At 67.5% G+C, this 13,744-nt stretch carries 11 protein-coding genes and 1 pseudogene; 1 reads left to right on the top strand and 11 read right to left on the bottom strand.

The window, feature by feature from the left end; genetic code table 11:
• Positions 1–71 precede the first annotated feature (71 nt).
• From MAE01_RS11505 to rsmA, 7 genes are all read right to left on the bottom strand, one after another.
• A complete protein-coding gene (locus MAE01_RS11505) occupies positions 72–1,193 on the bottom strand; it encodes a substrate-binding domain-containing protein (RefSeq protein WP_147039699.1) in 1,122 nt (373 codons plus the stop codon).
• A 30-nt stretch (positions 1,194–1,223) separates the two neighbouring features.
• On the bottom strand, positions 1,224–2,543 hold the full coding sequence (mmsB, locus tag MAE01_RS11500; RefSeq protein ID WP_147039698.1) for a multiple monosaccharide ABC transporter permease: 1,320 nt from the start codon (positions 2,541–2,543) through the stop codon (positions 1,224–1,226).
• Positions 2,540–4,060: a multiple monosaccharide ABC transporter ATP-binding protein gene (gene mmsA / locus MAE01_RS11495; protein WP_186806224.1), complete on the bottom strand. Its 1,521-nt coding sequence runs from the start codon at positions 4,058–4,060 to the stop codon at positions 2,540–2,542. Before mmsA ends, mmsB begins: the two co-directional genes overlap by 4 nt.
• Before the next feature lie 178 nt (positions 4,061–4,238).
• Complete coding sequence (locus tag MAE01_RS11490) at positions 4,239–5,252, bottom strand: LacI family DNA-binding transcriptional regulator (RefSeq protein WP_147039697.1); 1,014 nt, start codon at positions 5,250–5,252, stop codon at positions 4,239–4,241.
• 126 nt (positions 5,253–5,378) lie between these two features.
• Positions 5,379–6,311, bottom strand: coding sequence for a 4-(cytidine 5'-diphospho)-2-C-methyl-D-erythritol kinase (locus MAE01_RS11485; protein WP_147039696.1), 933 nt, complete (start codon positions 6,309–6,311; stop codon positions 5,379–5,381).
• A gap of 7 nt (positions 6,312–6,318) precedes the next feature.
• Positions 6,319–7,386 (bottom strand): L-glyceraldehyde 3-phosphate reductase, encoded by a 1,068-nt coding sequence (mgrA, locus tag MAE01_RS11480; protein WP_147039695.1) that lies wholly within the window; start codon positions 7,384–7,386, stop codon positions 6,319–6,321.
• 37 nt (positions 7,387–7,423) lie between these two features.
• Entirely contained in the window at positions 7,424–8,272 is an 849-nt protein-coding gene (gene rsmA, locus MAE01_RS11475; RefSeq protein WP_147039694.1) for a 16S rRNA (adenine(1518)-N(6)/adenine(1519)-N(6))-dimethyltransferase RsmA, read from the bottom strand.
• A gap of 72 nt (positions 8,273–8,344) precedes the next feature.
• On the opposite strand from rsmA, the pseudogene MAE01_RS11470 reads away from it, so the two are divergent.
• A pseudogene (locus MAE01_RS11470) lies at positions 8,345–9,565 on the top strand (MFS transporter).
• A 4-nt stretch (positions 9,566–9,569) separates the two neighbouring features.
• Here MAE01_RS11470 and MAE01_RS11465 read toward each other — a convergent pair.
• The 4 genes from MAE01_RS11465 to rsmI form a co-directional block, all read right to left on the bottom strand.
• Positions 9,570–10,457: a TatD family hydrolase gene (locus tag MAE01_RS11465; protein WP_147039693.1), complete on the bottom strand. Its 888-nt coding sequence runs from the start codon at positions 10,455–10,457 to the stop codon at positions 9,570–9,572.
• Positions 10,454–12,031: a methionine--tRNA ligase gene (metG, locus tag MAE01_RS11460; RefSeq protein ID WP_147039692.1), complete on the bottom strand. Its 1,578-nt coding sequence runs from the start codon at positions 12,029–12,031 to the stop codon at positions 10,454–10,456. Before metG ends, MAE01_RS11465 begins: the two co-directional genes overlap by 4 nt.
• Before the next feature lie 259 nt (positions 12,032–12,290).
• Positions 12,291–12,902: a class I SAM-dependent methyltransferase gene (locus MAE01_RS11455; RefSeq protein WP_147039691.1), complete on the bottom strand. Its 612-nt coding sequence runs from the start codon at positions 12,900–12,902 to the stop codon at positions 12,291–12,293.
• Positions 12,899–13,720: a 16S rRNA (cytidine(1402)-2'-O)-methyltransferase gene (gene rsmI / locus MAE01_RS11450; RefSeq protein ID WP_147039690.1), complete on the bottom strand. Its 822-nt coding sequence runs from the start codon at positions 13,718–13,720 to the stop codon at positions 12,899–12,901. The genes MAE01_RS11455 and rsmI overlap by 4 nt, the downstream gene beginning before the upstream one ends.
• Positions 13,721–13,744: the final 24 nt, after the last annotated feature.

The raw sequence follows: 13,744 nt of genomic DNA, 5'->3' as shown, positions 1-13,744 counted from the left end.
CCGGTCGTGGCGATGAAAGAGCGAGCCGCCCGGACCCGAAGGTCCGGACGGCTCGCGATCCCAGCGCTGGATTACTTGTAGGACTCGACGATCTCGAGGAGGCTCGGAACGTTGGCGTAGGCCTCCGCGGCGTTCTCCTTCGTGACGATCAGCGGCTCGAGCAGGTACGCCGGAACGATCTTCGCACCGTTGTCGTACTGCTCTTCGTCGTTGACGTCGACCTCTTCGCCCTTCTGGAGCTGACCGATCATCTTGATGGTCTGCTCGACGAGGAGCGTGGTGTCCTTGTTGATCGTGGAGTACTGGACGCCCTCCATGATCGACTTGACCGACTCGACCTCGGAGTCCTGGCCGGTGACGACCGGGACGTCCTTGCCGGACTGCTGCACCGAGGTGATGATGGCACGCGCAAGCGTGTCGTTCGGGGAGAGGACGCCGTCGATGACCGCGTCGCCGCTGTACGAGCCGGTCAGCAGCGTGTCCATACGGTTCTGCGCGTTCTCGGCCAGCCAGCCCTCGGTCGCGGTCTGCGCGATCTCGGTCTGACCCGACACGACGTTCAGCGTGCCGTCGTCGATCTTCGGCTGCAGCACGTCCATCGCGCCGCCGAAGAACACGGCCGAGTTGGCGTCGTCCGGCGAGCCGGAGAACAGCTCGATGTTGTACGGCGCATCGTGGCCTGCGCGCTCGGCGAGCCCGTCGAGCAGCGCCTGGCCCTGCAGCTGACCCACCTTGAAGTTGTCGAACGCGACGTAGTAGTCGACGGCCTCGGTGTTCTCGATGAGACGGTCGTAGGCGATCACATAGGCGCCGGCATCCTGCGCCGCCTGCACCTGCGTGGCCAGCTGCTTGCCGTCCTTCGCGCCGATGACGATGACCTTGGCGCCGTTGGTGACCATGGCCTGGATCTGGTTCTGCTGCTCGGCGACCGTGTTGGATGCCGGGGCGTACTGGACGTCGGCCTTGAAGCCGGCCTCTTCCAGTCCGTCCGTGAACAGCTGGCCGGCGAGGACCCAGTTCTCACTGGTCTTGTCGGGAAGCGCGATGCCGATCGACGAACCGGCCTCGAAACCGGCCGCCTCCTCGGAACCGGCGTCGCCCCCGGTGTCGCCTCCGCGCTGCCCTGAGCAGCCGGTGAGGGCGAGTGCTGATGCGGCGACGAGCGCTGTCGCCGCGAACGCGATTCTCTTCATGCGATCTCTTTCTCTGATTTGTTGGTGCGGTTACTTGGACTTGGGGAAATCGGTGAGGTTCGGGGCATCCGGCTTGTTGCGCTTGCGCATGATGAAGCCGATCAGTGAGGGCCGGCCCTGCTGCTTGTTCCACACGTCGATGCCGACGGCGACCAGAAGCACGAGGCCCTTGATCATCGAGACGACGTCGGCGCCCTGACCGAGCAGTGCGAGGCCGTTGTTGAGGAAGGCCATCACCAGACCACCGATGATCGACCCGATCACGGTGCCGATGCCGCCGGCGACCGCTGCGCCACCGATGAAGACCGATGCGATGGCATCCAGCTCCCAGCCGGTGCCGTCGTTCGGGCCGGATGCCTGCGAGCGGGCCACGAAGATCATGCCGGCAAGAGCGGCGAGCGTCGACATGTTCATCATCACGAAGAAGTCGATCCAGCGGTCCTTCACGCCCGACAGGCGCGCGGCCTGCCGGTTGCCGCCGACCGCGTAGATGTGGCGGCCGAACACCGTGCTGTTCGTGACGAACGAGTAGAGGATGACCAGCGCCAGCAGGATGAGGCCCGGAACCGGGAAGCTCGTGCCAGGCCTGCCGGTCGCGAACATCCAGGCCGCCGCGAGGACGACGATGGAGAGGAGGACGACCTTGGTGACGCTCACCCAGAGGGGCGCCATGTCCGACCCCATCTTGCGCTGGATGCGGCGCGTGCGGGCCTCCCAGAAGATCAGCCACGCGACGCCGAGAAGCGCCAGGACCATGGTCAGCACGTTGAAGTTCAGCGGCAGCGCCACCTCAGGCAGGTAACCGGTTCCGATGATCTGGAAGCCCTTGGGCACCGGGATCGTCTGGGCGTCGCCGATGAACTGCTGCGCACCGCGGAAGAACAGCATGCCGGCCAGCGTCACGATGAACGCCGGCACGCCGACGTACGCGACCCAGAATCCCTGCCAGGCCCCGACCAGAGCTCCCACGACCAGGCCGAGCAGGATCGCGAGCGGCCAGGGGAGGTTCCATTCGGCCATCGACTTGGCCACGATGATGCCGACGAAGGCCGCGACCGACCCGACGGACAGATCGATGTGGCCCATGATGATGACCATCACCATGCCGATCGCCAGGATCAGGATGAACGAGTACTGGTTGATGACGTTGATCAGGTTGCCGGGCGTCAGGGTCGCACCGTTGGCGCCGTTGCGCAGCAGCGTGGTGATCTCGAAGAAGATCACGATGACGATGAGGCTGCCGAGGATGCCGAACTGGCGCAGTGAGGACGTTCCGCCTCCGCCGAACATCTTCCTGATGTCGGAGAAGTGGAACCCGCGCTTCTGGGTCGGGGTCGTGCTGCTGCTCATGCGCTCGCCTTCTGATTCGTGGAGGTCATGCTGCGCATGAGCGCCTCCGGGGTGGCCTGGTCGGCGGGGATGCAGTCGGTGACGCGTCCCTCGAAGATGGTGTAGATGCGGTCGGAGATGCCCATCAGCTCGGGCAGCTCGCTGGAGATCACGATGACGCCCTTGCCCGCTGCCGCGAGCTCGTTGATGATCGAGTAGATCTCGTACTTGGCGCCGACGTCGATGCCGCGGGTGGGCTCATCGAGGATCAGCAGATCCGGGTCGGTGAACATCCACTTGGCGAGCACGACCTTCTGCTGGTTGCCGCCGGAGAGCGTGGAGACGCCCTGGTTGACGGTCGGGGTCTTGATGCGCAGCGCCTTGCGGTAGCGCTCGGCGACCGTGAACTCCTCGCGCTTGTCGACGACGCCGCGGCGGGCGATCTTGGCGAGCTTGGCCGAGACGACGGAGCGCTTGATGGAGTCGAGCAGGTTCAGCCCGAGGCTCTTGCGGTCCTCGCTGACGTAGGCGAGCCCATGGCGGATGGCACTGGAGACGTCGCGGAGCTCGATCTCCTCACCGTCCTTGAACAGCTGTCCGCCGAGGAACGTGCCGTAGGAGCGTCCGAAGATGCTGCGCGCGAACTCAGTGCGTCCGGCGCCCATGAGCCCGGCGATCCCGACGACCTCACCGCGACGCACGTTGAGCCCAGATCCCTTCACGACCATCCGCTCGCTGACGGTCGGATGCTGGACCCACCAGTCCTTGACTTCGAAGAAGACCTCGCCGATCTCGGGCGTGCGGTCGGGGTAGCGGCTCTCCAGCGAGCGACCGACCATGCCGTGGATGATGCGGTCTTCGTTGATCTCGCCCTTGGTGATGTCGAGGGTCTCGACCGTGCGGCCGTCGCGGATGATCGTGATCTCATCGGCGATCTGCTCGATCTCGTTGAGCTTGTGGCTGATCATGATCGACGCGATGCCCTTGGCCTTCAGACCGAGGATCAGGTCGAGCAGGTGCTGGGAGTCGTTCTCGTTCAGCGCGGCGGTGGGCTCATCGAGGATGAGGAGCTTGACGTCCTTGTTCAGCGCCTTGGCGATCTCGACGAGCTGCTGCTTGCCGACGCCGAGGTGCTTGATGGCGATGTCGGGGTCTTCCGAGAGGCCGACGCGCGCGAGCAGCTCGGTTGCGCGCGTCTTGGATGCGCGCCAGTCGATGACGCCGCCGTGGCGGATCTCGTTGCCGAGGAAGATGTTCTCGGTGATCGACAGTTCAGGGATCAGCGCGAGCTCCTGGTGGATGATCGCGATGCCGGCCTGTTCGCTGGCCGCGATGTCCTTGAACCGCTGCTCCTCGCCGTACAGCAGGATCTCCCCGGTGTAGCTCCCGTACGGGTACACCCCGGAGAGCACCTTCATAAGGGTGGATTTGCCTGCGCCGTTCTCACCGCAGATGGCGTGGATCTCTCCTGCGCGCACGGCGATCGACACATCGGAAAGAGCCTTCACCCCGGGGAACTCCTTGGTGATGCTGCGCATCTCCAGGATCGGCCCTGACACGGTCGGCAACGTCGCTGTGCTGCTCACTGATCTTCCTCGATTACTGACGGCCACCCGCAATGTGACCGTTCACATGAGACACCATCTTGCGCTTCCGGAACCCCGGTGTCAAGTGGAGCCGGATTCTCGATGCGGATTCGAGATCTCGGCGCTCGGGCTACCTCGCGGCGCTGGAGGAGCGCAGGCGCAGCTGCGGCGCGACGGCGCCGAACTGGGGCACCTGCTCGCCCCTGATCTCAGCGAGGAGGATGTCCACCGCACGGCGCCCGAGTTCGGGGAACTCCTGATGCACGGTGGTCAGCGGCGGCCAGACATGTGCCGCCACGGGAATGTCGTCGAACCCGACGACGCTGACCTCGCGCGGGACGTCGATCCCGGCATCCCGGAAGCCGTGCAGAAGGCCGATCGCCATCAGATCGTTCGCTGCGAAGACGGCGGTGAAGTCGCGTCGCCGCGCCAGTTCGAGGCCGGCGAAGTGACCGAAATCTGCGCTCCAGTCCCCGCGGATCGGCGGGAACGTCGGCAGGTCGGCCTCGCGCAGCGCGTCGAGATAGCCGCGCATGCGCGACTCCGCCTCGATCCAGTCCTGCGGTCCGGCCAGGTGCAGGATGTCGGTGTGTCCCAGATCGATCAGGTGCTCTGTGACAGCCCGAGCTCCGGCGACCTGGTCGGCCGAGAGCGTGTATCCGTCCGAGCCCGACGCCGTCTGGAGGCTCACGAACGGCACCCCGACGGCCATGCCGCGCAGCACGTTGAACACCCGCACCTGGGGCGCGAGCGCGACGATGCCGCTGACCTGCTCCCTGCCCAGCTGACGGATGGCATCGCCGATCGCCTCGGGTGTCGTGGCGGGCAGGTTCACGGTGGTGACCGAGTACCCCTCGGCGCGGGCGGCATCCTCGATGCTCGCGATCGACGAGGTCGGGCCGAACTCCCCGATCGTGGCGGACAGCACCCCGATCGTGCGCGTGTGGCTGGTCACGAGGGCGCGCGCCGCGAGGTTCGGCTTGTAGTCGAGGACGGCGATCGCGTCCTCGACGCGCTTGCGCGTCTCCGGCCGGATGCTGGGATGCTCGTTCAGCACCCGTGAGACGGTCTGATGCGAGACGCCTGCCAGGCGCGCGACATCGCGGATGCTGGGTACTCGTGCCCGCTCGCCGGAGGGAGCCATCGCAAACTCCTCCTTCGGATGTGCACGGTCACATGGATCATCCCATTATGTCCTCCGCGCACAACTCGCGCATCTGCGGAGGGCATCGCGTTGTCAGATCCGCACGATCCGAGCCCGCGCCCCGGGTCAGGAGATGATGCGAGCGCCGGCCACGGGGCCGTGCACGTGCAGCGCTGTGCGGCCGGCATCCGCCAACGCGGCCTGCACGTACTGCGCGCTCTCCGGCGTCTCGCACAGGAAGGCGAGCGTCGGCCCCGAGCCCGAGACGATGCCGCTGAGGGCGCCGGCGTGCAGGCCCTCCTTGATGATGTCGTCCAGGACGGGGCGCTCCAGCAGAGCGGGCACCTCGAGGTCGTTGAACATGCTCGCAGCGAGCGAGTGCGGGTCACCGGCGCGCAGCGCCTGCAGCACGGGGATCGGCACGTCCAGCGAGAGCGGAGGGTCGTCGGCGAGCGCGCCGTTCTCGGCGCGGTGCGCGTCGAGCCGTGCGTAGATCTCGGGAGTCGAGAGCCCCTCGTCGCTGGTCACCAGCACCCAGTCGAAGCGCCCGCGCGCGAGTGCGGGGTTCAGCTGGTCTCCGCGTCCGGTGCCGACGGCCGTGCCGCCATGCAGGGCGAACGGGACGTCGGCGCCGAGGCGTGCGGCGAGTTCGTGCAGATCGTGCGGCGAGAGACCGGTGCCCCACAGTGCGTCGCACGCGACCAGTGCGGCCGCGGCATCCGCCGATCCCCCGCCCATCCCACCGGCGACCGGCACGCTCTTACGCAGCTCGAGGTGCACGCCGCCCTCGTACCCGGTGGCGGAGGCGAGCATCTTCGCCGCGCGCATCGCGAGGTTGCGGTCGTCGACGGGCACGGTGTCGGGGTTCAGGGCGCCCGACACCGTCAGTGTGAAATCGGAGGCTTCCGTCGCGATGACGTCCTCGTAGAGCGACACGGCCTGGAACACCGTCGCCAGGGCGTGATAGCCGTCGTCGTGGCGGCCGCCGACGCCCAGGTAGACGTTGATCTTCCCCGGCGCGCGCACGTGCACGGATTCGGGGAAGGCGGCGAGACTCATGGTCGGCTCACAGTGAGGATGAGGATGCCCACAGGTCGACGTCGATGCCGTTCGACAGCGCGTCGATGCGGGCGAGTTCATCTGCCGTGAACGCGGGACCGTTCACCGCGGCGATGTTCTCGTCGAGCTGCTCCGTGCGGGATGCTCCGATCAGGGCCGAGGCGACCACGGGGTCGCGCAGGGTCCACTGCAGCGCCATCTGCGCGAGCGACTGTCCCCGCTCCTGCGCGATCGCGTTGAGCCCGCGCAGGATCTCGAGTCCCTCCGGCGAGAGGGGCTTGTCGGAGATCGATCCGCGCTTCTGCGCGCGCTGAGCGGTGCCGTCGCTCAGGTACTTGTCGGTGAGCAGCCCCTGCGCGAGCGGCGTGAACGCGATGGCACCGAGGCCCTCGGTGCGCAGAGTGTCGTTGAGCTCGGCCTCGGTCCAGCGGTTGAGGATCGAGTAGGAGGGCTGGTGGATCACGAGCGGGGTGCCGAGTTCGCGGGCGACCTCGACGGCCTTGGCCGTGCGCTCTGCGCTGTAGGAGGAGATTCCGACGTAGAGCGCCTTGCCCTGACGCACGAGGGTGTCGAGCGCCCCGACGGTCTCCTCGATCGGGGTGACGGGGTCGACGCGGTGGGAGTAGAAGATGTCGACGTAGTCGAGGTTCATGGCCTTCAGCGACCGCTCGGCGCTGGAGAGGAGGTACTTGCGGCTGCCGAAGTCGCCGTAGGGGCCGGGCCACATGTCCCAGCCGGCCTTGGACGAGATGATCAGTTCGTCGCGGTACGGACGGAAGTCCTCGCTGAAGATGCGGCCGAAGTTCTTCTCGGCCGAGCCGTACGGCGGGCCGTAGTTGTTGGCCAGGTCGAAGTGGGTGATGCCGCGGTCGAGGGCGTGGCGGAGGAGCGCGCGCTGGTTGTCGAGCGGGATGTTGTCGCCGAAGTTCCACCACAGCCCCAGCGAGATCGGCGGGAGGAAGAGCCCTGACGTGCCGACCTGCCGGTACTCGAACTGCTGGTAACGGTCGTCCTTCGCCACGTAGGGGCGGTGGATCTCGGGGACATCGGGGCGGAAGCGCGGCGAATCGGTCACGCCTCCAGGTTAGCCCTGAAGCGTCAGCGCCCTCTCGTCAGTGCTGAATCGTCTGGGCGATTCTCACGAAATCGTCGACAGTGAGCTGCTCGCCGCGGGCCGTCGGCGCGACACCGGCGCGCTCGAGAACGGCGGATGCTTCGGCAGCCGTGCCTCCGAGGACGGCTGCGAGCGCCTGCCGGAGCATCTTGCGACGCTGCTGGAACGCGGCATCCACGATGCGGAACGTCGCGCGCCGCATGTCTTCGTCGCCGCGCGGCTGCGCATCGCGTTCGAAGGCGACCAGCACGCTGTCGACGTTCGGGACCGGCCAGAACACCTGCCGCGATACGTGTCCCGCCAGACGCCACGGGCCGTACCAGGCGGCCTTGACGCTCGGCGCGCCGTAGATCTTGCTGCCGGGAGGGGCCGCGAGGCGCTCGCCGACCTCGGCCTGCACCATGACGACGCCGCGCTGGAGGTTCGGGAACGTCTCCATGAAGTGCAGCAGCACCGGAACCGAGACGTTGTACGGGAGGTTGGCGACGAGCACAGTGGGGTCGCCGGGGAGCTCGGTGACCCGCAGCGCATCGGCGTCGACGACGGTGAGGGCGTCGTTCGGAACACCGTGTGCGGCGGCGGTCTCCGGCAGGCGTGCTGCGAGCCGGTGGTCGATCTCCACGGCAGTGACGGACGCCCCGGTCTCGAGGATGGCAAGGGTCAGGGAGCCGAGGCCAGGGCCGACCTCGACCACGCGCTCCCCCGCCTGCACGCCGCCGACGTGCACGATCTTGCGCACGGTGTTCGCGTCGACGACGAAGTTCTGGCCGAGCTTCTTGGTCGGGGTGACGTCGAGCTCGGCGGCAAGTCGGCGGATCTCGGTGGCGCCGAGCAGTGTGACGGTCATCCTGCCATTGTCCCCCATGCGCACTATTGTGATCGGGTGCCCACACTCGGCGAGCTCATCGCACCCCGTCGCATGGGGCGCGATTTCCGCTGGCTGCTCGCGTCGTCGTGGACCAGCAACGTCGGTGACGGCATCGCCCTGGCCGCCGCTCCCCTGCTGATCGCGTCGTTGACGTCGTCGCCGATCCTGGTCGCGTCCGGCGCGGTGCTCCAGTTCCTTCCGTGACTGGTCTTCGGGTTGCATGCCGGCGCGATCGCCGACCGGTTCGATCGCCGCCGGCTGGTGATGTTCGCCAATGCCGCCCGGATGATCGTGCTCGCAGCGCTGTGCGTCTTCATCGTCACCGGCACCGCGAACATCTGGGTCGTCCTGGTCGTGGCGTTCCTGTACGGCACGGCAGAGGTCTTCGTCGACACCTCCGCCAGCACTCTGCTGCCGATGCTCGTGAAGCCCGCCGATCTCGGGATCGGCAACGCCCGCCTGCAGGCCGGCTACCTGGTGGCCAATCAGTTCGCCGGCCCGCCCATCGGAGCCTTCCTGTTCGCCGCCGGTGCGGCGTGGCCGTTCCTCGTCGAGGTCGTCTGCATCGGGTTCGCCATCGTCCTGATCGCGCGAATGGCCTCGACGCCGGTTCCGCCGCGTGAGACCGAGGCGCGGACCCCCGTGCACACCGACATCGCCGAGGGCGTCCGGTGGATGTGGCGCAATCCGCCCGTGCGCACCCTGATCCTGATCATCCTCGTCTTCAACGTCACCTGGGCGGCACCCTGGGGCGTGCTGGTGCTGTACGCGACCGAACACCTGAACATGGGACCGGTGGGCTACGGCATGCTGACGACCGCGTCGGCCGCGGGCGGCATCCTCGCGACGCTGAGCTTCGGCTGGCTGGAACGGCACGTGTCCTTCGCGACGCTGATGCGCGTGGCGCTGAGTCTCGAAGTGCTCATGCATCTGGCGTTCGCCCTCACCACCGTCGGCTGGGTGGCGCTGGTGATCATGTTCGTGTTCGGCAGCTATGCGTTCGTGTGGGGGACGATCTCCACCACCGTGCGGCAGCGCCTGGTACCCCATGCGCTGCAGGGGCGCGTCGGGTCCGTGAACATGGTCGGCGTCTTCGGCGGCATGGTGATCGGTCAGGCACTCGGCGGAGTGATCGCGCAGGTGTGGGGACTCACGGCGCCGTGGTGGTTCGCCTTCGCCGGCGCGGCCGTCACGCTGCTGCTGGTGTGGAAGCCGATCTCGCACATCGTGAACGCTCCGGTCGTGGTCGACGAGCCGGAGACCGCCGAGTGACCGGTCAGTCCGCGAAACTTCCGTAGACGCGCAGCGTGTTCTCCGCGATCTGCGCGGCGAGCTCGTCGACGGGCAGATCGAGCTCTGCGGCCATGAAGCGCACGGTCAGCGGCACGAGGTACGGCGCATTCGGGCGACCCCTCAGCGGCACAGGCGTGAGGAACGGGGCATCCGTCTCGACGAGGATGCGGTCGAGAGGCGTGACCTGCAGCGCATCGCGCAGGTTCTGCGCGTTCTTGAACGTGACGTTGCCGGCGAAGGACAGGTGGTAGCCGGCATCCGCGCAGACTCGCGCCATCTCGTCGTCGCCGGAGAAGCAGTGGAACACCGTCTTCTCCGGAGCGCCGACGCGGGCAAGCGTCTCCAGAACCGCGTCATGCGCGTCACGGTCGTGGATCTGCATCGCGATGCCGTGCTTCTTGGCGAGCGCGATGTGCGCCTCGAAGGACTCGAACTGGGAGGCGTGGCCCTCAGGTCCGGTGCGGAAGAAGTCCAGACCGGTCTCACCGATCGCGCGCGCACGCGGGTGCGCGGCGAGCTCGTCGATCACGCCGATGGCGTGGTCGAGCTGCCCTGCCTCGGCGTAGACGGGAGCGTCGTTCGGGTGGATCGCGACGGCGGCGAGGACGCGCGGGTCGGATGCCGCGGCATCCACCGCCCATCGGGATGACTCGATGTCGCCGGAGGCCTGCACGACGCCCAGGATCCCGACCGCCTCGGCCCGATCGAGCTGCTCGGTCAGCGAGAGCGGGTCGTCGCCGTCCGTGATCTCGAGGTGCGCATGGTTGTCGTACACGGGCACGGTCAGCGGTTCGGGAGCGGGCGGATATCGGAGGTCCTTGCGGCCCTCGGTCGCCCGCTCCCGAACGTACTGGCTGGGGTTCTCGGTCAAGGTTGGGATTCCACACGGGGGAACAGCGGGGCAAGCGCGTGCACAGTGGTGCCGGGGCGCAGCGCGCCCCAGGTGCCGGCTTCGCGGATCGGCTGCTCCTGCAGGGCGCCGAGCGTCTCGGTCGCACCGAGCGCTGACCAGAGCTTCGAGGTCGACTGCGGCATCACCGGCGACAGCAGCACGCTGAGCGCGCGCAGTCCTTCGGCGCAGGTGTACAGCACGGTGCCGAGGCGGCCGCGCTGCTGCTCGTCGCGGGCCAGCGCCCACGGCTCGTTCTCGGTGATGTAGCCGTTCAGGGCGTCGACGATGGTCCAGATCGACGAGATCGCCTCGTCGATGCGGAAGCTCTCGATCGCGGCATCCGCTGCTGTGGCCGCATCCGCGACGATCTTCTGGATCGCGAGATCCTGCTCGGTGTACGCGGCGGGCTCGGGGACGACACCCTCGAAGTACTTCTCGATCATCGCCACGGTGCGCGAGGCGAGGTTTCCGAAGCCGTTCGCGAGCTCGGCCTGGTAGCGGGCCGACAGGTCCTCCCAGGAGAACGAGCCGTCCTGTCCGAACGCGATCGCGGAGAGGAAGTAGAACCGGTACGCGTCGGAGCCGAAGACGTCGGTGATCTCGGTCGGCGCGATGCCCGTGAGCTTCGACTTCGACATCTTCTCGCCGCCGACGAGCAACCAGCCGTGTGCGAAGACGCCCTTGGGCACCTCGACGCCGGCGGCCATCAGCAGCGCGGGCCAGATCACGGCGTGGAAGCGGAGGATGTCCTTGCCGACCACGTGGTACGCGGGCCAGCGCCGCTGGAAGTTCTCGTCGTCGCTGCCGTAGCCGACCGCAGTGGCGTAGTTCAGCAGCGCGTCGACCCAGACGTAGATGACGTGCGACTCGTCCCACGGCAGCGGGATGCCCCAGTCGAAGGTGGAGCGCGAGATGGAGAGGTCCTTCAAGCCCTGGCTCACGAACGAGACGACCTCGTTGCGGGCGGAGTGCGGGCGGACGAAGTCCGGCTCGTTCTTGTAGAGCTCGAGCAGGCGGTCCTGGAACTCGCTCAGCTTGAAGAAGTAGTTCTTCTCCTGCAGCAGTTCGAGGGGCTTGGAGTGGATCGCGCAGACCTTCAGCCCCTCGAAGGGGCCGGTGCCGTCGACGATCTCGGACTCCGGCTTGAACTCCTCACAGCCCACGCAGTACAGCGCCTCGTATTCACCGGCGTAGATGTAGCCGGCGTCGTACAGGCGCTGGAAGAACACCTGCACGTTCTTCTCGTGCCGCTCCTGGGTGGTGCGGATGAAGTCGTCGTTGGCGACGTCTAGCGTCTCCAGCAGCGGGAACCAGCTCTCCGAGACGAGCTTGTCCACCCACTGCTGCGGGGTGACGTCGTTCGCCGCGGCGGCGCGGAGCATCTTCTGCCCGTGCTCGTCCGTGCCCGTCAGCATCCAGGTGTCATCGCCTGCCTGGCGGTGCCAGCGGGCGAGCGTGTCGACCGCCACCGACGTGTACCCGTGGCCGATGTGCGGCACATCGGAGGGGTAGTAGATGGGCGTGGTGATGTAGAAGGAATCGCCTGCGGGCATGGCTTCGATTCTAGGCCGGATGGGCGGGTCGGCCATTCGTGTGTCGTGCTGTCTCGACGCCTGCGGCTCCACTCACCCCGTTTCGTCTCGCTCCGCTCACTCAACGACCCGTGCGGACAGCTGTTGCGGGTCGTTGAGCGGAGGCGGCGGAGCCGCCGAAGCGATGTACTGAGCGAGCGAAGCGAGTCGAAGTGACGAAACGGGCTGAGCGAGCGAAGCGAGTCGAAGCCTTTGAACCTGTGTCGAGCGAGCGCGCCCGTCAGTGACGAGTCGCGATCAGTGCGCCGTGGGGGCGGATGCTGACTTCATCGGATGCGCGTTCGCGACGCTCCTGGTGCGACACCGTGAAACCGGCGGGCGCGAGGAGGTCGGAGAGCGCTTCCGCTGACCAGAAGTAGGCCTCGGTCACCGCGTGCGCGAACGGCTGGCGCGGCGGCCCGTCGAAGAAGCCGATGAGGAGGGAGCCGCCGGGAGCGACCGCGCGTGCGAACTCCTCGAGCACTGCGGGGAGCTCGGCGGGCGGGGTGTGAATAAGCGAGTACCAGGCGAGGATGCCGCCGAGCGATGCGTCTGCGACCGGAAGCGCATAGAAGGAGCCCTGCTCGAGGCGCAGGTGCGGATGGCGGCTGCGCGCGGCGGCGAGAAGCTCTTCCGAGATGTCGAGGCCGATGACGTCCCGGTTCTCATCGTCGAGAAAGTCGGTCCACAGTCCCGGGCCGCAACCTGCGTCCAGCAGCCGACCGGGCGTGGCATCCCGCCACTGTGAAATCAGCGATCGGTCTGCGGCATCCATCTGCTCGACGTCGCCGGCGAGTTCGACGTACTCCGCGGCGCGTGCGTCGTAGGCCGCGCCGATCGACGCGGACGTCATCGCGAGCGTGACGCGAGCGCCTGCTGATAGAGGTCGCGGGAGCTGAGGCCGGTGGCGGCGGCGACTTCGGCGCAGGCGTCCTTCAGGCGCATACCGCCCTCGACCAGCGCCTGCACCTGCGCGCCGGCATCCTCTGCGGATGCCGTGATGGGGGCTGCGCCCTCGACGACGATGACGATCTCGCCCTTGACGCCGGCTTCCGCCCACTCCACAAGTTCGGATGCCGTCCCGCGGCGCACCTCTTCATAGAACTTGGTCAGCTCGCGGCACACGGCGATGCGACGCTCGTCTCCGAACGCCGCGCCCATGTCGGCGAGCGCAGAGGCGAGCCGCGATGGGGACTCGAAGAAGATCATGGTGCGCGGCTCGGCAGCCACTGCACGGAGGGCTGAACGCCGCTCCCCCGGTTTGCGCGGCAGGAATCCCTCGAACGTGAACCGGTCGGTAGGCAGCCCCGAGATCGCGAGCGCCATGATCACGGCGCTCGGACCGGGGATCGCCGTGACCGTCACCCCCAGCTCCACGGCCGCCGCGACAAGACCGTATCCGGGGTCGCTGACCGCCGGCATCCCGGCGTCGCTGACGACGACGATGTCTTCGTCGACCGCGAGCGCGGCGAGTTCTGCGGCCTTGTGCTTCTCGTTGTGGTCGTGCAGGGCGATCAGCCGCGGCCGGTTCTCGATCTTCAGCGCCTGCAGCAGGCGCTGAGTCGTGCGGGTGTCCTCTGCGGCGACGATTTCGGCGTTCTCGAGCACTTCGATCAGACGGCGGGACGCGTCGCCGAGGTTTCCGATCGGGGTCGCCGCGAGGATGATCACGTGTTCAGCTTAGGCGTGGCTCTC

It is taken from the genome of Microbacterium aerolatum (assembly GCF_007988825.1).
Taxonomy (GTDB): domain Bacteria; phylum Actinomycetota; class Actinomycetes; order Actinomycetales; family Microbacteriaceae; genus Microbacterium; species Microbacterium aerolatum.
This window is presented reverse-complemented; position numbering and strand designations above follow the sequence as displayed.